16 protein-coding genes are annotated in these 18,061 nt (G+C 62.1%); 12 read left to right on the top strand and 4 right to left on the bottom strand.

All coding sequences use genetic code 11. From position 1 onward, the window contains the following. Positions 1 to 207 precede the first annotated feature (207 nt). Positions 208 to 1,491 carry a hypothetical protein gene (locus tag ACILSO_RS18540; RefSeq protein WP_395738937.1) on the bottom strand — a complete coding sequence of 428 codons (1,284 nt, stop codon included), beginning with the start codon at positions 1,489 to 1,491 and terminating at the stop codon, positions 208 to 210. Further along, positions 1,488 to 2,795, bottom strand: coding sequence for an APC family permease (locus ACILSO_RS18545; RefSeq protein ID WP_395738938.1), 1,308 nt, complete (start codon positions 2,793 to 2,795; stop codon positions 1,488 to 1,490). The genes ACILSO_RS18540 and ACILSO_RS18545 overlap by 4 nt, the downstream gene beginning before the upstream one ends. Before the next feature lie 450 nt (positions 2,796 to 3,245). Between ACILSO_RS18545 and ACILSO_RS18550 the strand changes: the two genes are divergently transcribed. From ACILSO_RS18550 to ACILSO_RS18595, 10 genes are all read left to right on the top strand, one after another. After that, positions 3,246 to 3,500, top strand: coding sequence for a hypothetical protein (locus ACILSO_RS18550; RefSeq protein ID WP_395738939.1), 255 nt, complete (start codon positions 3,246 to 3,248; stop codon positions 3,498 to 3,500). 122 nt (positions 3,501 to 3,622) lie between these two features. After that, positions 3,623 to 3,889 (top strand): GreA/GreB family elongation factor, encoded by a 267-nt coding sequence (locus ACILSO_RS18555; RefSeq protein ID WP_395738940.1) that lies wholly within the window; start codon positions 3,623 to 3,625, stop codon positions 3,887 to 3,889. Between the two features lie 66 nt (positions 3,890 to 3,955). After that, positions 3,956 to 4,327 (top strand): hypothetical protein, encoded by a 372-nt coding sequence (locus ACILSO_RS18560; protein WP_395738941.1) that lies wholly within the window; start codon positions 3,956 to 3,958, stop codon positions 4,325 to 4,327. Between the two features lie 513 nt (positions 4,328 to 4,840). Beyond that, a complete protein-coding gene (locus ACILSO_RS18565) occupies positions 4,841 to 5,188 on the top strand; it encodes a PqqD family protein (RefSeq protein WP_395738942.1) in 348 nt (115 codons plus the stop codon). Positions 5,189 to 5,228: 40 nt separating this feature from the next. Beyond that, a complete protein-coding gene (locus tag ACILSO_RS18570; RefSeq protein WP_395738943.1) occupies positions 5,229 to 6,326 on the top strand; it encodes a biotin carboxylase in 1,098 nt (365 codons plus the stop codon). A gap of 154 nt (positions 6,327 to 6,480) precedes the next feature. Further along, entirely contained in the window at positions 6,481 to 7,920 is a 1,440-nt protein-coding gene (locus tag ACILSO_RS18575) for an alanine racemase (RefSeq protein ID WP_395738944.1), read from the top strand. A gap of 274 nt (positions 7,921 to 8,194) precedes the next feature. Beyond that, positions 8,195 to 10,474 (top strand): urea transporter, encoded by a 2,280-nt coding sequence (locus ACILSO_RS18580; protein ID WP_395738945.1) that lies wholly within the window; start codon positions 8,195 to 8,197, stop codon positions 10,472 to 10,474. A gap of 477 nt (positions 10,475 to 10,951) precedes the next feature. Then, the gene (locus tag ACILSO_RS18585; protein WP_395738946.1) at positions 10,952 to 11,590 is read left to right on the top strand and encodes a tetratricopeptide repeat protein; all 639 of its coding nucleotides are present in this window, start codon (positions 10,952 to 10,954) and stop codon (positions 11,588 to 11,590) included. Continuing rightward, positions 11,587 to 12,909 carry a phenylacetate--CoA ligase family protein gene (locus tag ACILSO_RS18590; protein ID WP_395738947.1) on the top strand — a complete coding sequence of 441 codons (1,323 nt, stop codon included), beginning with the start codon at positions 11,587 to 11,589 and terminating at the stop codon, positions 12,907 to 12,909. The genes ACILSO_RS18585 and ACILSO_RS18590 overlap by 4 nt, the downstream gene beginning before the upstream one ends. Next, the gene (locus ACILSO_RS18595) at positions 12,906 to 14,417 is read left to right on the top strand and encodes an urea transporter (RefSeq protein WP_395738948.1); all 1,512 of its coding nucleotides are present in this window, start codon (positions 12,906 to 12,908) and stop codon (positions 14,415 to 14,417) included. The genes ACILSO_RS18590 and ACILSO_RS18595 overlap by 4 nt, the downstream gene beginning before the upstream one ends. Here the strand turns inward: ACILSO_RS18595 and ACILSO_RS18600 are convergent. Then, positions 14,370 to 15,236 (bottom strand): hypothetical protein, encoded by an 867-nt coding sequence (locus tag ACILSO_RS18600; RefSeq protein WP_395738949.1) that lies wholly within the window; start codon positions 15,234 to 15,236, stop codon positions 14,370 to 14,372. The genes ACILSO_RS18595 and ACILSO_RS18600 overlap by 48 nt on opposite strands. Positions 15,237 to 15,290: 54 nt before the next feature. Between ACILSO_RS18600 and ACILSO_RS18605 the strand changes: the two genes are divergently transcribed. Both ACILSO_RS18605 and ACILSO_RS18610 read left to right on the top strand, forming a co-directional pair. Further along, entirely contained in the window at positions 15,291 to 16,589 is a 1,299-nt protein-coding gene (locus ACILSO_RS18605; RefSeq protein WP_395738950.1) for a PQQ-binding-like beta-propeller repeat protein, read from the top strand. Positions 16,590 to 16,636: 47 nt separating this feature from the next. Then, positions 16,637 to 16,879: a hypothetical protein gene (locus tag ACILSO_RS18610; RefSeq protein ID WP_395738951.1), complete on the top strand. Its 243-nt coding sequence runs from the start codon at positions 16,637 to 16,639 to the stop codon at positions 16,877 to 16,879. Positions 16,880 to 16,925: 46 nt separating this feature from the next. Here the strand turns inward: ACILSO_RS18610 and ACILSO_RS18615 are convergent, their stop codons facing one another. Next, on the bottom strand, positions 16,926 to 18,050 hold the full coding sequence (locus ACILSO_RS18615) for an SGNH/GDSL hydrolase family protein (protein WP_395738952.1): 1,125 nt from the start codon (positions 18,048 to 18,050) through the stop codon (positions 16,926 to 16,928). Positions 18,051 to 18,061 lie beyond the last annotated feature (11 nt).

Consider the following 18,061-nt stretch of genomic DNA (forward strand, 5'->3'; position numbering starts at 1 on the left):
CTCGCAGGACTACAGCGGCAACAAAGTAGGGCAGGAACTGCTTAGAGCATTTGAAATGACGTTGTGTTCTTCGGATACAGGGGCGCTACGCGGCTCTCCCTCTCCCCGCCCCTGAAAAAACGACAGCCTCAAATTCTATCTTCGGGGAGAGGGTCGGGGTGAGGGGACACCCCATCCTTTTGGAAGCATCGCCCACGCCACACCACATCACCTCTTCGGCTCATCCGTCACCGGCAACGCCTTCGGCGGCACCGCCGGCTGGAGAGCAGGCACTGCCGGTGCAGGCGGCGCAGACGGAATCACAGCCGCCCCCGCCTTCTCCTCCACCACCGGAATCGCCTTCCTCACCATGCTCTTCGTCACGCCATAGATCAGCGTGCTCTGCTTCGGCCGCCATTGGTACCCGATCCCAAACGGAATCGGCGCCACCTCGTTCATCCGATAATACTCCGCCAGATCCGCCTGGTAATGCTGCTTGAAGAGCGGGATCGGCCCCGGGTACCACCCGTAGGCTTTCACATCCCAGAACTCCCGCGGAAAATCCTTCCACATGATGCCCGAATCATCCTGCGTCATCGTGTGGCAGTGGGTCAGCAAGTAGTCACGAATCGTGTGAAATTCGCTCATGTGCATCAGGTACGAAGCCGACTTGGTGAAGCCGTTCATCGTGCCGAGCCCGTCGCAAAATTTCAGAAACGACGCGTCCTGCTTCAGCGCCCAGCTCGCGATGTTCGTGGAGAAATAATACAGCGTCTGCACCTTCCCTTTCGTGCCCAGAAAAGTGATCCGCGCCCCCGCAGTTTTCGTCGGCTTGTCCGTCACCACTTTGCCCGCCGCATCCAGCCAGATGTTCTCCACCTTTTGAATGTAGCAGCCGCAGCGCGCCAGGAAAACATACAGCACCGGCAGCGTCCCCGTCAGCTTCGTCGCCTGCAGATCCTTCTTCATGTCTGCCGTGATGAAAAAGCTGAAGCTCAGCGAAGCATTCAGCGTGTTGCGCAGATTGCGCAGAGAGGCCCCCAGCTCTCCCTCGCTCAGTTTCGTCACATCCGGCGGCAGTCCCACCGGCTCCACCGCCGCCAGCACATACGTCGAGGCATTGGGGAAGAACGTGTGCGCATGCAGAAAATCAGGACCGCTGAAAACATACAGCAGCGGCGCGGTGTCGCTGACCGCCTCCGGCAGCCCCAGCGGCGCCCACTGGCGTATCGGCCCCAGCTGCCTCTCCTCCGCATCGGCCCACGTGGCATCCAGGTCCTTGGCATGGGCATTGAACTCACTGCGCCTCGCCAGCCCCCCCAGTGGCGATCCCTCCTGCGAGAGCCCCGCCAGAAACCGCGCCTGATCATTCGCCGTCGGTGTGAGCAAGGATGCAGGTGCAGGTGCCGAACCCGGACCCGGAGCTTGCACCCGGATCGGAGGCGGAGCCGCTATTTGCGCCACAGCGCCGTGAGTCAGAAGGGTGAACAGCAGGACAAGAGACTTCTTCATGGGGTGCGTGGAGTACGCGGTGAGACAAAATAAACGATCCAGCCAAGCAAAATTAAAGCCATCCCCGCCAGTGTTTCATTCGGATGTTTCTTGGCCACAAACACCATCATCCACAGGCTGATGCCCAGAAACAAGACCGGTGTTATCGGGTAGCCCCAGCACCGGTACGGCCGCGGCAGGTCCGGGCGCCGGATGCGCAGCACGATCAGCCCCACCACCGTCGCAAACGAACCAAGCTGAATGCTGAACTGCACGCACGTCAGCACCGTCTCAAAGCTCGCCGTCAGCAGCAGCGTGATCACGATCGCAAGCTGCACAAACAAACCCGCCACCGGCACCCCGCGCTCATCGCTCACCGCCAGCGGTGCCAGCACGCGCAGGTCCTGCCCCATCGTCTTCATCACCCGCGGCCCCACCCACGTCATCGCGCTGATGCTCGACACCAGCCCCAGGCAGATCAGGCCGGACATGATCTTCCCCCCCGTCTCTCCAAAGATGTGCACCGCAGCCACATGCCCCACATCCAGCTTGCCGTTCAGCTCGCTCATCGGCGCCACATGCAGAAACACCGCATTCAGCGCGATGTACAGCCCCGCCACCAGCATTGTGCCCAGTGCGATCGCCCGCGGCACATTCTTCTGCGGCTCGCGGATGTCTCCCACGATGTACGTGGCCGCATTCCATCCCGCATACGCATACATCACATACACCAGGCTCACCGCGAAGGGCGTGCTCCCCATCAGATTGATGTCACCCGGCTGCGGCAGGAAGTGCACCGGCTGCGCTTTCCCCAGCCAGATCCCGGTGCCGATGAAGACCAGGATCAGCGTCACCTTCAGCCATGTCGCCATGTTTTGAAATCTCGCCGCCACATGCACCCCGCCCACATGGATCAGTGTCACGATCCACACCATCACCAGCGACCACGTTGTCGCCGGCGCCTCGGGAAAGATGCCCGCGAAATACTTCCCAAACGCCATCGCCGCCAGCGCGATCGGCGCCGCAAATCCCACCGTGATCGAAAGCCATCCGGAAAGAAAGCCGACCGACGGATGAAAAATCTCGGAGAGAAAATGATACTCACCACCCGAGCGTGGCAGCGCCGCCGCCAGCTCCCCATAGCACACCGCTCCGCAGAAGGCGCACACTCCCCCCACCACCCACAGCATCAGCAGCACAAAGCCCGAGGGCAGCGAACCCACCTGAAAACCCAGCGAGGTAAACACCCCCGTGCCGATCATGTTTGCCACCACCACCGCCGTGGCCGTGATCAGCGATATGCCCTGCGTGCGTGTGGTGCTCATAGGGCGCGATGGCTACGCCCACCCATGGATGACGTCAACACCGCCCTTGCAAGGACCGTGGAGATTGAGAGGGCGCCACCCGCCATGTTGAGGCTTGCCATTTCTGTTTTGGGGACTAGCTTCAAAACTGTGAAGCCTACGTCGCGCCAGCCAAACGTTTTCGCCAGCATGGCAGAAAGCAGTGTGACTCATCCGCTTTGCCACCGACTGGCGGCAAGCCGGGCTTAAGCGGACAGCCCTGATCCTGGGCCTGTCCGCCTTTCTGCAGGCACCAGACCTGCGCACACATTCGCAGCCCGCGCCCTCATGGCGCGCAGGCTCATCTCTGGCCGCCCTCAGGCATGTCCACGCAGTGTCCACCACTCAGCGCGCCTCATGCCGCCTCGCCGCGCACTCATGTCGCAGCCAGGCACCCCCATGCTCAGACACATTTTAACACACCCTCTTTTTATGAAACTCTTGGAACGAAATTGGAATCAGGAAAACAAACTCGTCGGCACAGGCAGTGCACGGCACTTTGAGCGGCCCACATGGCTGGTCACATGCGAATTCAAACGCCGCGAAATCATCGGCCATGTTTTCACCCAGGCCCGCTATGAAGTAGCAGCCCGGACGGAAGCCGCGGCCCTGGAGTCGGTACGCTCCTTCGTGCTGCAGACGCATCCTGAAAGCTGCATCGAGTCGCTTCAGGCCACGCGTCATTGACGCTCCGTCACCTCTGACCACACACCCCTCGTCAGAAAGGCTCCTGCCATGCCGGCAGGAGCCGCTTCCGCCTGTCTGCGACGCAGGCGCTTCATCCACCATGTCCTTATACTTTTTCCTTCATGAACTCTTTTTTGATACATCGCTATGACCACGTCACCCTGCGTCCTCTCAACGAGCTGGCGACGCTGCATGAATTTGACATCACCATCCAGGTCGTGCCTGGCTACGAAGCCGATGCGGACAGCGGCCGCATTTCCGAGGACGCCCCTCTTGGCAGGGCGGTTCTGCGCCGCTCTGCGGGCGAAAAAATCGACATTCAAGTGCAGGGTCGCAGCCTGAAGATGCTGATCTTGGATGTGCAAAAATCAGCCTGCAGCAGCCGCTGAACATGTAGGCAGTTACACGGCCAAAGCAGGGCTTGCGGGAGATGAAAAAACGAATTCCCTTCCCTCATGAAGACGAGTTCATCAAAATCTCTCAGGGCACTGCTTTGGCTCGCAGCCCTCGCAGTCCTTGCAACCACAGGGTGGCTTGTCATCCGCTCCTGCCGTCCCCACCAGCAGGCGGCGGAAACGGTGGCCGCCGTCCCCGCACCCCGCCACCAGCAGCAGGACCGTGCCAAAGTCCTTTTGAGCAAAGCCTGCCCATTGGAAACCATCGAAGGCATGCCCGAACTCCGCGAAATCTGGACCGGCCCCACCGATCCCGACAGCGTCTGGCGCAGCCAGATGAAGCAGGCGGACAAAACCCTCACGCAGCACCACCTCCCCGCTCTAAACGGCACCTCCGGTCCTCCTTCCACCAGACGTTTCCAGACCCGCTGATCACCCGCCCCAGCCTCCGCGCTCCATCACGCACACGCACAGCGTCACGTCACGCTGTCGCCCGCCTGGTCTGGTAGGCATGCGCTGTGGGCACAGCATGCTTGTGCAAGCCATTTGAAACAGGTCCCTTTCTCGCTGAAGGCAAGCGGCTTCCGGAACGTAGGTGGGGCGTGTTTGGCGTCGAAGACACTCGCCAACACCACCGTCCCCCTCCGTCAAACCGCCCGACCACGAGCGTGTTCGCAAGCCCCAACGTCTGTCCTGCGCTCCCCCAAGAACGCTCGCATCCTCAAAACACCTGCCCCGCGCTCGCCAGCAGCCCGCCCTTCGTAGCTTTAAACAAAGGGTGCGCGTCCGCCCCGCCCTCCTTCGCATTCTCTCCTGCGCCCCCTGCGCGCAGACCTCTTCTGCGTCGTTCACGAGCACCAAAGATAAACGCAAATTCATCTTCGCCCCCAGCGTGCCGTTAACCCCCTGAGTTTCTATGCAGGTGTGAACCAGTCACACCCACCCATGAAACTCGCGCCCCTCTCCACACTGCTGCGTCCGTCACAGCATCAGCAGCAGCAGTCCGTGTCTGCCCCTTCCTCGGCTCCTTGCGCTGACTCCACCTCCTTCCATTTTCACACCGTCACCTGGCAGGCCGACGGCTTCGGCTTTGACGCCACCAGCGGCGAGTTCTTCACCGCCAGCCCCACCGCCCTCGTCGTCATGCAGGCCTTGGGCGAAGGCCTCGCCCGCCACCAGATCCTCGACCGCCTCACGCTCCGCTTCGATGTCGCCCGCTCCACCGCCGAGCGCGATCTGGAAAACTTCCTCGCCGAACTCGCCCATATCGGCCTGACGCAGGAGCCCGTCTGAAAACCTGAAACTCGAAACTTTAAACCTGAAACCTGCAGCCATGAATGCCTCCCCAGTCATCGCCGTCACCGGGCTTCATCGCGGTGAAAATCCCCAGCCCGGCTCCGCCGTCATCCGCAGCCTGCGCCGCGTTTACCCCGAGCTTCGCATCATCGGCCTCGTTTACGACTCCCTCGAAAGCGGCCTCTTCAGCGAAGAAGACGCGCCAGACGCCGCCTTCACCATGTCCTACCCCGGCGCCGGTGTGGAGGCCTTCTGGCAGCGCCTCGATGCCATCCGCGAGATCGAGCGCTTCGATGTCCTCATCCCCTGCCTCGATGCCGAAATGGGTCCCCTCGTCGATGCACCCGAAAAACTCCGCGAGCGCGGCATCCACGCCTGCCTCCCCACCGCCGCCAGCTTTCAGTGCCGCGACAAATCAAAGCTCGCCGAGTTGTGCGAGCGCACCCACTGCCAGACCCCGCAGACCATCGCCGTCAGCGATGTAAATTCTCTCCACCAGGCCGCAATGACCCTCGGTGGCAATGTCTTCGTCAAAGGCCGCTACTACGAGGCCCGCCACGCCATCACCCCCGCCGCCCGCGAAGCCGCCTACTGGCACATGCTCGAGCAATGGGGCGCACCGGTCCTCGTGCAGGAAAATGTGCGTGGAGAAGAATACAACGTCGTCGGCCTCGGCGATGGCCAGGGCCACATCCTCGGCTCCTGCTCCATCCGCAAGATGCTCCGCACCTCCAGCGGCAAAGGCTTCGGTGGCATGGTCGTGCGCGATCCCCAGCTCGACGCCATCGCCCAATCACTCATCGGAGAGCTGCGCTGGAATGGCCCCTTCGAACTCGAGTTCGTCAAACCCGAAGGCCCCAATGCCGGCTACTGCCTCATCGAGATCAATCCCCGCTTCCCCGCCTGGTGCGATTTTCCCTCCGCGCTCAATTGCAATCTCCCCGCCGCAGCCCTGGAGTTCGCCCTCGGCTGGCAACCACGCGAGCCGCTCCGTCACACCATTCCCGGCAAGTTCTTCATCCGCCATGCCATCGACATGACCGGAGACATCCGCGATCTCGCCGCCCTCACCACCAGCGGCCAGTTCTTCCGCCAACCCCGCGAGATCATCCCCCACGCCCCCTACCACCCCTAGCCTCCCATTCCCGCGCCAGCGTCCCCCCACTCGTCCTCGTCCTCCTACTCGAACTCGTCCTCCTACTCGAACTCGTCCTCGATCAAGCCGCCCCGCCACCACCCTCCGGCCTCCGTCATTCCGCATTCCGCATTCGTCATTCTGCATTCCTCCCATGCAATCCCTCCTCCCCTACTCCCCGCCGACCATCACTCGGCACCTCAGCGGCCAAAACAGCGCCGCCAATCGCAATCCGCACGCGCACGGCCTCAACAGCAACGTCTGCGAACGCATCGACGGCATTCCCGTCGCCGACCTCGCCGCACGCTTCGGCTCACCTCTCTTCGTTTTCTCCGAGCGCACCCTGCGCGAAAAAATCCAGCGCGCACGCGAAGCCTTCGAAAGCCGCTACCCAAACACAGGCTTCGCCTGGAGCTACAAAACCAATTACCTCAACGCCATCTGCCGCGTCTTCCACAGCGAAGGCTCCATCGCCGAAGTCGTCAGCGAGTTCGAGTATGAAAAAGCCCGCCGCAACGGCATCGCCGGACGCGACATCATCTTCAACGGTCCTCACAAATCGCGCGCCGGCCTCGAACTCGCCGCCAGCGAAGGCGCCATGATCCAGGTGGACAACTGGGACGAACTCCTGCTGCTCGACACCATTGCCAAAGATCAGGGCCGCAGCATCGACATCGCCATCCGCTGCTGGCTCGATGCAGGCATCCAGCCCGTCTGGAGCAAGTTCGGCTTCGGCGTCGAAAATGGCGAAGCCTGGCGCGCCATCCGCCGCATCGCCGAAAGCAAAGGCCGCCTCCGCCTGCAAGGACTCCACACCCACATCGGCACCTACATCCTCGAACCAAACGCCTACAAGGTCGCCGCCGAAAAACTCATCACCCTCATGGAGCGCTGCCGTGAAACCCACGGCTGGTCCCTGCGCTACCTGAACCTCGGCGGCGGCTTCCCCTCGCTCAGCACCCTGCATTACTCCTACCAGCCCGCCGAGCAGATCGTGCCGCCCATCGAAAAATACGCCGAAGCCATCGCCAGCGTACTCAACACACTCCCTCGCGATCGCCGCCCACGCCTCTACCTCGAAAGCGGCCGCGCACTCGTCGATGAAGCCGGTTACCTCATCACCAGCATCGTCGCCGTAAAACAAACCAGCGCCACCGGCCCCATCACCCTCGCAGGCAAAGCCGCCAAAGCACCCGCCTACATGCCCGAGTCAAACGGTGCCGCCTATGTCATCGATGCCGGCATCAATCTCCTCTACAGCGGCAACTGGTATCGCTTCAACGTCAAGCCCGCCAAAGCCCAGCGCGAAAGCGCCCAGCAGCCCATCAAGCTCTACGGCTGCCTCTGCATGAACATCGACGTCATCCGCGAGCAAGTCTCCCTCCCCGCCATGACCACCGGCGACCACCTCGTCATGCATCCCGTCGGCGCCTACAACATCACCCAGAGCATGCAGTTCATCACCTACCGTCCCGCCGTCGTCATGATCTCCCTCGACGGCCGCGTGGACATCATCCGCGAACGCGAAGACCTCGACTACGTCCAGCGCCTCGAACGCATCCCCTCTCATCTCCTATCCCCCTCTCACACCTAATCTTCCTCTTCCTCCTACTCCTCCTCTTCCTCCCGTTCCGGCCTCTCGCTCGTCCTCGTCCTCCTACTCGAACTCGTCCTCGATCCAGCCCCTCCGCGATCCCCCGTTCACGCCGCGTCACCCACTCCCCCAATTCCCGCGCCAGCGTCCCCGGAGTGCGGCGCTTCAGCGCCGCTTTCGCCAGCCCCCACGCCCTCACTCACCCCATCCCCAACGATCACCACCCACCGCCCTCTCCCTCTCACTCCGCATTCGTCATTCCGCATTCCCTCCCATGCCCCCCTCACCCCCATCCACCCTCCCTGCGATGGTCATTCTCGAAGACGCCATCCTCTGCCCTCCTTCCCCAAAGGAACGCGCGATCGCCAAAGCCTCCGCCCTCGCCCGCACCCTGCGTCCCCACCTCGCCCCCCTCGCCACGCCCTTGCTCGAAGTCACCCGCGCCGCCAGCTCCATCTTCCTCTGCGGCAGCTCAAAAACCGGCGCACTGCTCTGCGCCACGCTGCTCTTCATGCCGCGTTATTTCATCTTCGCCATCAGCGCCTGCCTCCTCGGCAGCCTCATCGCAAAGCTCCTGCACCTGCCCGCGGCCATGCGCAAAGACGGCACACTCCTCTACAACGTCTTCCTCAGCGCCCTCGCCGTCGCATGGATCACCCGCGGCTCACCTCTCGCCGCACCCGCCATCTGGGGCATGCTCGCCGTCGTCACCGTTTACACCCTCCTCCTCTCCGCCGCACTCTGGCATTGGTTCCCACTTCGCGCAGGCCTGCCCCCGCTCAGCGTCGCCTTCGTCGTCACCTTCGGCACATTACTGACCTTTTTCCCCCACTGGGCCGCAGGCACCGCCTTGCTCGACATGGGACTGCCCGATGAACCCGCGCTGCCATTCGTCATCACCGCCTTCCTCCGCAGCATGGGCACCATCCTCTTCCTGCCCAATGTCTGGGCCGGCCTCGCCGTCACCCTCGCCATCCTCGTGTGGTCCCGCGTCGCCATGATCAATGCCATCGCCGGTTACGCCGGCGGCATCCTCATCGTCACACTGCTCGAAGCCTGCGGCCTCGAATGGCTCGGCTGGTTCGCCGGTCACAACTACCTCCTTGCCGGCATGGCCCTTGGCGCGGTTTATTTCGTCCCTTCCCGCAGCAGCCTCGCACTCGCGTTTGTCGCAGGCTCCGTCGCCGCACTGCACGTCGCCGCCGTGCAGCACTTCCTGCGCGGCTCCGGCTGGGAATACCTGCCTCTTCCCTACTTGCTCACCATCTGGAGCCTTCTCTGCTGCCTCCGCCTGCGCGAAAAATCCGGCTCCCTCCTCCCTGCCACCGGCACCTTCGAAAACCCCGAAGCCGCCGCTGCAGCGCTCTCTCTCGCCAACGTCCGCTTCCCCCATCGCAACGACACCCACGTGCTCCTGCCCACCGCACGCGAAGTCACAGTCACGCAGGGCTTTGACGACAAGCTCAGCCATCGCGGCGAATGGAAACACGCGCTCGACTTTGAAGTGCACGACGCCTCAGACAACGCCTGCCCCACCGGCTGCGATGACGACCTCAGCCGCTACTACACCCAGGGCCTCGAAGTGCGCGCCCCTGGCACCGGCGAAATCGTCCGCGTCATCGATGGCGTGGCCGACAACGCCCCCGGCGGCTGCAACTTCGCCAGCAACTGGGGCAACCACCTCATTCTCCGCCTCGACTACGGCGGCATCGTCAAGCTCGCTCACTTCATGAAGAACGGCATCCTCGTCAAAACCGGCCAGCGTGTCGGTGCGGGCGATCTCCTCGGCTACTGCGGCAACTCCGGCCGCAGCCCCGTGCCGCACATCCATCTGCACAATCAAACCAGCACCGAAACCGGCGCACCCACCGCGCCCTTCTGCCTCACCAACTACTTCACGCGCACCGACGAAGCCGTGCGTTGGAACTTTGCCAGTGTGCCCAAAGTTGGAGCACGCATCGCACCCGCGACGGTCTCCACCACCGTGCTGGGCACGCTGGCCCATTTCGCTCCAGGCGTCGCCACCTATCGTGTCTGCCGCGCAGGAGCCATCTCCCACGAGACCCTCACCACCACGCTCGATGAGTCCGGCCGTTATGTCTTCCGCTGCGGCCACGAGTCCCTCACCGCCGTGCTCGGACTCCATGCCCTGCAGATCACCCACAGCAGCCTCCGCGGTCATTCGCAGATCCTGCGCCTCCTTTCGTTCGCCATGCCCACCGTGCCCTTCGCTTATCAAAGCGGCATGATCTGGGAGGATAGTGTCGCTTTGCAGTCGAGTCTGCACGGCTGGGCATTGGCGGGCGTCCTTGCGCCGTATCTCGGCTGCCGCACCCAGCGCGTCAGCACCCGCCACACCCTGCACCCCACCGCGCAGCGCCTCCACCTCACCACCACCATCTCAGACGCTTCGACAAACCTTCCACACCAGATCGAGTTCACCCTCGAACCCATCCGCGCCCTCACCCACCTCATCGCCCATTTCGAAACCTCCGACATCTCCTTCACCCAAACCGAATTCTCCCCCACCCTCCCCAATGGCGACACCGAATAAGCTCACTCCATCCGAATAACGACCACTGAAAAAGTAAGCAGGTGCCTTGGCAAACCACCACAACCCCAAAGCCGTCAAAGCCATCAAAAGCGACTCTCCCTCTCCCCCGCCCCTGACTCGCAACAACTCCTCAAATTTACCTTCGGGGAGAGGGCTGGGGTGAGGGGAAAACCCAAGCCCTCGTCAGCATTCGATGCTCCCGCCACACCTTCTCTCCCGCTCAACTTCCACTGCAAAAGAAGTCACCCTCCCGTTCCACAATCCACTCTCTTGGAACTCCGCTGCTCCCAAATAACAAATCGCACCTTTCCTGAGTACGTAGTTCGGGCTTCAGCCCGTCCGGACCCTCCGCACCGCCCCAGACCCTCAACCATCCAGCGCCAGTATTGTAGTACCGGCTTTAGCCGGAATTTGGAAACGCAGTTCCCGCCCCCCCATTCCACACTTCAGCCACCTCAAGCCCAGTCCCTCCCAGCCATGAAAACCCGCCTCCTCATCCTCGCACTCGCATGCCTCACCACCGCCCACGCCGCAGACAAACTCGCCACCACGTCCGAAGCCTGGCAGAAATCCCTCACCGCTGAATCGAACAACGACTACGCCGGCGCCCTCGAAAGCGTCCTCGCCTACAAAAGCGCCGGCGGAGAAACCTACCTCGCCGCCGTGCGTGCCGGCTGGCTCTCCTACCTCAACAAAGACTACGCCAAAGCAGTCCAGTACTACACCACCGCCGCCAAGCAGGAGCCTCGCGCCATCACCCCACATCTCGGCATGATGAACGTCTATCAGGCCCAGTCCAAAACCGATGACCAACTGCGCGAGGCGCGCAAAGTCATCGACATCGACCCCCTCCATCGTTCCACCCTCCTCATCGCCGGAGAGATCCTCTTCAATCAGCAGGACTACCGCAAAGCCGAAGTGTACTTTGAGCGCGCCCACAAACTCACACCTGAGGACCCCATCGCCATGAGTTGGTATGGCTGGTCACAAATTAACCAAGGCCAGGCCCGCCTCGCCTCCCACCTCTTCGAGCGCCTCATGCAGATCAATCCCGACGGCTTCATGGTCCGCGACGGCTTTGCCATCACCCACCCCGGCCCTCCCGGCCCACCATGATCGCCACCCACACGCCCACTCAGATCCGCAACCGCGGCCGCCATCTCCACACCGCGCTCGATCAAGTCATCGAGCAACGCGCCTGGAGCCGCCCCAAACGCCGCGCACACCAGTGGCGCACCCTGCGCTCTCTCGTCCAGCACGCCCACGATCACATCCCTCTCTACCAGCGCCTCTTCACCCGCGCAGGCTTCATCCCCGAAATGCTCGATGACTGGGATGACCTCTCCAAACTCCCGCTCCTCACCAAAGAAGACCTGCGCACCGCAGTAAAAACAGACCTCCTCGCCAAAGACAACCGCGATGACATCCGCTGGCTCGCCTCCTCCGGCTCCACCGGCATCCCCGCCACCATCGCTCGCACCGAAGATTCGCTCTGGCACTACATGGCCTGCAACACCGCCCTCTTCTACGACTGGTGCCACGGCAAGCCTCTCAGCAACGGCCTCTACCTCGTGGACATGGCCCGCGACAGCATCGACTTCGCCGCCGCCGATCTCCTCAGCACCACCGTGCCTTCCTCACGCATTCTCTCCGTGCATGACCCCGTGGCCAAGCTCACCCGCGAACTCCTCAGCATCGCCCCCGACTTCATCTCCTCCTATCCTTCGACACTTCGCGCCATCGCCTTGGATCTCCGCACGCAAAAGCGTGTCATGCCCAAAACCCAGCTCATCCATCTCACCTCCGAGATGCTCGATGCCCACACCCGCCACCTCCTCACCAAGGTCTTCCCCAACGCACGCCTCATCGAAACCTACACCAGCACCGAAGGCGGTCTCGTCGCCTGGCAGTGCATGCACGACGCCCGCTGGCACATCGCCGAGACGAACGTCATCTGCGAGATCGTCGATGACCATGGCCTGCCCACCGACGGCCTCGGCCACATCGTCATCACCGACCTCACCAACACCGCCACCCCCATCCTCCGCTATCGCGGCCTCGGCGATCTCGCCCGCTGGGAACCCGAGCCATGCCCCTGCGGCAGCACCGCCCGCAGCATCCGCCACATCGAAGGCCGCAGCGCCGCCATGCTCCGCACCCTCGCCGGTGCCATCGTCTCGCCCTATGTCATCACCAACGCCATCGAGGAGATCCCCGGGATGGCCCAATATCAGGTCGTGCAAAAGCAAGCCGGAATCCTCGAAGTGCGAATTATTGCCGAATCCGACACACAAGTGCCCCGCATTGAGTCGCAAATCCGTCAGTCTCTCGGCGCCGCATGGACCTTGGAAATCACCTCCGTCTCCAAGATTGCCGCGCCCTCAGGATCGCATAAAGTGCCTCTGGTGATCTCCGAACTCCCTCTTGCCGCATGAAGCGCCTTCTCGACCACACCCTGCGTGGTTACGGGCAGATGCTCGTGGCAAACAGCCGCATCACCGGCGCCTGCGTTCTCATCGGTCTCTTCATCCTTTCCACCGAAACCGCCCTCATGAGCCTCGGTGGCGCTCTATGCATCTCCTTGCTCGCACAATGGCGCGCACAAAATGACAGCGTGCTCAAAACCGGCCTCTTCAGCGTCAACGGGGCGCTTCTGGGCGCCTTATGGTACCTCTTTCCACAAGTCCCCCTCTGGGCACAGGCCCTCACCACCGCCCTCGGCTGCGCCGCCATGGCCTTCTTCTTCGTGCCCGTCGCCGAACGCATGCACGAGAACAAATCCCCCTATGTCCTCTTCAGTCTCCCTTATGTAGCCGCTGCGTGGGTGGCGCTGACAGCCCTGATCTTCTTCGGCGTGCACGATGCCGAACTCACCCGCGGCTGGCGCGCCCTCCTGACCAATCGCTTCGAGAAAGCCGAGAAACATTTCCTCAACACCGAAGTCAGCACCGACATGGCCGAAGCCTACCGCTGCGCCGGTCTCGGCTGGAGCCTGTACCGACGTGGAGATCAAACGGGAGCACAGACCGCCTTTTCACGCGTCCTTTCCCTCAAGATCGGTGTCGCCGATGCCTACGACGGCCTCGGCTGGAGCCGCTTCCGCCAGGGCCGTTACGACGATGCCGAACTCGCCTTCCGCCGTGCCGTCGCTCTGGACTCCTTCTTTGCCGACTCCTGGGATGGCCTCGGCTGGTGCGCCCTGCAGGCCGGCAGGCCCGACGAAGCACGCCACCACTTCATCACGGCTGCTTTATGCGCCCCAATGTTCGCTGATGCCTTCACAGGCTTCGCCGCGACGTTGTCCGGAGGAACGGCTCACGACTACGCGCAGGCATGGAGCGGGTTTCTCTCCACTCATCTCAGCCTGACAGCGCAGTTCACGTCCTCTCGAGTGCTGCTCTGCTGGGTCTGGTTTTTCATCGGCATTCTCTGGCATTCCCGTACCAGCGCCCTCGTGGCCCTTGCTGCCGTCGGCATCTGCGTCCTGGGCTCTGCATGGAAGCCCGTCTTTGGCGATCCCGCCTTTGCCATGAACGTCATCGTTCTCGCCCTTGCGCTTGGTGGCCACTATCTGCGCTTAAATGCGCGAACCTTCGTCTGGCTTCTTCTGCTCATCCTGGCACTCGCCTTTCTGTGGGAGCCGCTTTCGGAAGCGCTGCTGCGTCTGGCACTGCTGCCCCTCTGCCTTCCCTTCAACTTCGCGCTGCTTGGCAGCATTTCCTTCTTCGGCTGGCTGCATCGCCGAGGTCTGCGGGATGAGCGCATCCCCATCGACTGGGCCTCCAGCACCCCGGCGGAAATACGCGCCTTCACGGCACAAAAGGAAGTCGCAGACGTCTGTTGGGAGAAACTCAGGAAAGCAGACCCCGAGCAACCGCAGCCCAAGACCGAGCGCTCACTTCAGCTTCCGGCCAAAGTGGACCTCAAAGTAAACCCCGAGTGAATCCGCCAGCGCGATGGCAAAACGCCGCTGATTCTCCGGCGTGTCCCGCACATTGTTCCACGGACACTCCACCTGAATGGCGCTCACCGTGCCGCTCTTGCTGGAGCCATGCGCCGTGACGTCATAAGCGCCACTGAAGTAACCCGCCAGGAAAGCCGGGTTTGATTTTGACCCACTCGGCATGCAGCGGAATCCACGGAACTCAAGCAACGCCCCCAGGCTCTGTGGCCCCCGTAGCAACTGGGCAAAACTCTGCGGGGAGCGCTTGTCCAGGTCCCGAATGCTGGTGGAGGCGATCAGCGCCGCATCAGCATTGAGTTCAGCATCCGAATGCTTCAGCACCTCCGCTTTGACCAAGTAGCCAAGTTCAACCCGCTGATCGAGATGCCGGTGTCCATGAATGTCCAGCAGCAGGCCCATGCCGCTCTTCTTCATCACCGCATTGCAGGCCTTTTGCGCACTGTCATGAAAGCGATGCCACGCGGCGATGGCGGTAGGATCTCCCTGAGCCGCTTCTTCAAGATCCCGATTTGGATCAAGTTTCGACCGGCTCAGCCGCGAGATGATGACATGCGGCTTGCCGCCATAACGCGCCGCCAGTTCCTCAATGATCATCTCAGAGAGGGGGATCGTGTTGGAATCGATACCTGTGACACCATAACGACGCGCGAGGAGACTTTCGGGCTTCAAAGTGCCGCCATGAGGCACAGTCAGCACGATGGGCAGCGTCCCGGTGCGCACCTCGATGTACGTTTCCAGCTCCGGTGTCTGGGCCTGCAGTGCTGCGGCAAAAACAAAAAGAAAAAACGGGATGCGCATGGTCAGTGCTAGTGAAAGACAGTTCTTCGCCGCTCGCCACGTTTTTTCTCGCCCATGCATTCCCGTCTTTTCCTCCCGCTTCTCCTGCTTGCTTCGGTTTGCCACGCTGGCGACTGGCCCGAATGGCGCGGCCCTTCCGCCCAAGGTCAGGCCAGCGCCTCCGGCCTCCCCGAAACTTGGAGCGAGACCAGCAACGTCGCGTGGAGAACAGAGCTGCCAGGCCGCGGTCATTCGACGCCCGTCATGTCGGGCGAGCAGATCTGGGTTACCACCGCCATCGAAAAACCGGCTACGGCAGAAGAGGCCAAACGTCGTCTCGAGTCCAATACGGGCGACCAGCCGCTGACCGTTCTTGGTTCGGTAAGTCTGCACGCCCTGTGCCTGGACCGCAGCAGTGGCAAGATCTTGCATGACGTGGAATTGCTTAACGTGAAGGAACCTCAATGGGCCCATCAGCTCAACAGCTACGCCTCACCCACACCCGTGCTCGCAGCGGGGCGCCTGTATGCCCACTTCGGTTCCTTCGGCACCGTGGCGCTCGACACGAAGACTTTGAAGGTCCTGTGGAAAAACGAGGAACTGCACGTCATGCACGAGAACGGCCCCGGCTCCACCGCCGTTCTGCACGGCGACCGCCTTATCGCGCATTTTGACGGCAGCGATCAGCAGTTCATTGCAGCCTTTGACACAAACACCGGCAAGCTCGCCTGGAAAACACCCCGCAGCGGCGACATGGACCCCCGACCCCAGCAGCGCAAAGCCTACGGCACCCCGCTGGTCGTGACGATCAACGGCAAGCCTCAGGTCGTCAGCTCCGCCGCCAACAACATCTATGGCTATGACCCGCAAACCGGCGCTGAATTGTGGAAGGTTCACTACGGCGACCTCGGCTTCTCCATGTCCACCGTGCCCGTGGCCGATGACCAGCAGATCTATTTCAGCACTGCCTTCGGCAAGTCAGCAATGGTCGCCCTCAAATATGCCGGCCTGAAGACCCCTGAGGTAGCCTGGCGTAACAACAAGAACGCCCCCAAGATGTGCTCCCCCGTGCTTCACAACGGCCTTCTCTTCTACGTCGATGACGGCGGCATCGTCAGCTGCGTGGACACCAAAACCGGCGAAGCCTTCTATCGCGAACGCATCGGCGGCAAATACAGCGCCTCCCCGATTATCGCAGACGGCAAACTCTACTTCTGCAGCCGCGAAGGCGTTGTGACCCTTGTAAACGCCGCCAAGGAATTCAAAATCATCTCCCAAAACACCCTCGACGGCCCCATCATGGCCAGCCCGATAGCCGATGGCAGCGCCCTGTTCATCCGCACGGACAAGGCGCTGTATAAGATCGGGAAGTGAAATGCCGCCGCGCTTGCACCGAGTCTGGTGATGCATAGCTTCCCATCATGATGACGGTTGCCCAAATTCAGGATGCGATTCGTGCGCTGCCACCGGACAATTTCATGGAGTTTTTCGACTGGATGAACAGACGCTATGATGAGGTGATCGAGGAAGGGGGCTACGAATCTCCTGAACTCGAAGCAGCCATGCTCGCGGCGCTGGACAGTCCTAGCTACCCACTTGATGATGCCTTGCTGGATTCGATTCGAAAAGGCAGGCCTTCCAACAAAGCTGCAAAGAGTAGCTGACCTTCCCCGGCGATTGCTGGAACCGCCGGGGTCGGAGTGAGGTGAATTACTTCAGCGCCTTGCGCAGCACAGGCTCAAAGATTTCGGCCTGGCGGAGGAAGCCGAGGTCGGTGCCGTGGGAGGCGTCGTTGGAGCCTTCGGCGTCGGTGCCGTAGAGGGCGTCTCCGCCGATGTAGTGGAGGTTGGCGACTTTTTCGGACTTCAGCTGCTCGTAGGCAGCCTTGAGGGCCGCGTGGTTGTCATCGTGGAACTTGGCTTTGGCGGGGGTGATCCAGGAGTTCGTGAAGCGGCGGTCTTCGACGAGGATGATGGGGATGGTGGTGTGCTTGGTGCGCAGTTGCTTCACCAGCGGCACGCATTTAGCGGTGACGTCGGCGGGGCCCATGTTGGGCAGGCAGTCGATCACGATGACGGAGGGGTCGAGTTCATTGATGAGATCGCCGACGGCGGCGTCCATGCGGCCATTGCCGGAGAAACCGATGTTGATGACGGGGCGGTCCAGATGGCGGCCAAGAATGGCGGTGTGCACCATGCCGGGACGGGACGCATTGGCTCCATGAGTGATGGAGGTGCCGTAGAAGACGACCGGCTTTTCACGCGGCTTGAGGCCTTCGAATTTCGCACCCGCTGGGACGCCGATCTCGAGTTTCTCGATGCCGTTGTAGAGCGGCAGGTAGGCGGCGAATTCGTGCTCGCCGGGTGCGAGATCACTGATCATCACGGCTTCGACATGCTGAGCGCCCGGTTTCGTGCAGGTGACCCACTTCCACTCACCTTTGGCGTCACGAGCATACAGATCGAGACCGCTGACGCCGGTGGCAGGCATCGCTGGCATGGCCAGATTGGCCTTGGAGAGGTCGTAGCGGCAGAAGATGGCCTTGGCGTCCGTTTTGAAGCGCACCATCATGCCGGCGCTGTCGCGGCTGAGGCCCCACACGGCGGGGGTGACGGTCTTTTCGGCCTTAGCTGGAAGGCGGTCAAACCAGCGCTTGCGCTCCTGGTCTCCCCATCCACGCCCCTCGACGCCCCACGTGGTTACATCATTCCACTGCGCATCGGCGGCGACGGTGGGGCCTTTAGGTTTGGCGGCAGGTGTCGGCGCCTTGGGCGCGGCCGTTTGGGCGAGCAGCGAGGTGCTGACGAAGAGGGCGAGGAGGATGACTGGTTTCATGAGAGCGCATC

The organism is Prosthecobacter sp., assembly GCF_044226605.1.
Classification (GTDB): domain Bacteria; phylum Verrucomicrobiota; class Verrucomicrobiia; order Verrucomicrobiales; family Verrucomicrobiaceae; genus Prosthecobacter.

Coding starts and splice junctions, on each gene's coding strand:
- ACILSO_RS18615 (WP_395738952.1), bottom strand. CDS start 18,050: ATGAAACCAGTCATCCTCCTCGCCCTCTTCGTCAGCACCTCGCTGCTC.
- ACILSO_RS18580 (WP_395738945.1), top strand. CDS start 8,195: ATGCCCCCCTCACCCCCATCCACCCTCCCTGCGATGGTCATTCTCGAA.
- ACILSO_RS18545 (WP_395738938.1), bottom strand. CDS start 2,795: ATGAGCACCACACGCACGCAGGGCATATCGCTGATCACGGCCACGGCG.
- ACILSO_RS18570 (WP_395738943.1), top strand. CDS start 5,229: ATGAATGCCTCCCCAGTCATCGCCGTCACCGGGCTTCATCGCGGTGAA.
- ACILSO_RS18605 (WP_395738950.1), top strand. CDS start 15,291: ATGCATTCCCGTCTTTTCCTCCCGCTTCTCCTGCTTGCTTCGGTTTGC.
- ACILSO_RS18575 (WP_395738944.1), top strand. CDS start 6,481: ATGCAATCCCTCCTCCCCTACTCCCCGCCGACCATCACTCGGCACCTC.
- ACILSO_RS18595 (WP_395738948.1), top strand. CDS start 12,906: ATGAAGCGCCTTCTCGACCACACCCTGCGTGGTTACGGGCAGATGCTC.
- ACILSO_RS18560 (WP_395738941.1), top strand. CDS start 3,956: ATGAAGACGAGTTCATCAAAATCTCTCAGGGCACTGCTTTGGCTCGCA.
- ACILSO_RS18610 (WP_395738951.1), top strand. CDS start 16,637: ATGATGACGGTTGCCCAAATTCAGGATGCGATTCGTGCGCTGCCACCG.
- ACILSO_RS18565 (WP_395738942.1), top strand. CDS start 4,841: ATGAAACTCGCGCCCCTCTCCACACTGCTGCGTCCGTCACAGCATCAG.
- ACILSO_RS18555 (WP_395738940.1), top strand. CDS start 3,623: ATGAACTCTTTTTTGATACATCGCTATGACCACGTCACCCTGCGTCCT.
- ACILSO_RS18550 (WP_395738939.1), top strand. CDS start 3,246: ATGAAACTCTTGGAACGAAATTGGAATCAGGAAAACAAACTCGTCGGC.
- ACILSO_RS18600 (WP_395738949.1), bottom strand. CDS start 15,236: ATGCGCATCCCGTTTTTTCTTTTTGTTTTTGCCGCAGCACTGCAGGCC.
- ACILSO_RS18540 (WP_395738937.1), bottom strand. CDS start 1,491: ATGAAGAAGTCTCTTGTCCTGCTGTTCACCCTTCTGACTCACGGCGCT.
- ACILSO_RS18585 (WP_395738946.1), top strand. CDS start 10,952: ATGAAAACCCGCCTCCTCATCCTCGCACTCGCATGCCTCACCACCGCC.
- ACILSO_RS18590 (WP_395738947.1), top strand. CDS start 11,587: ATGATCGCCACCCACACGCCCACTCAGATCCGCAACCGCGGCCGCCAT.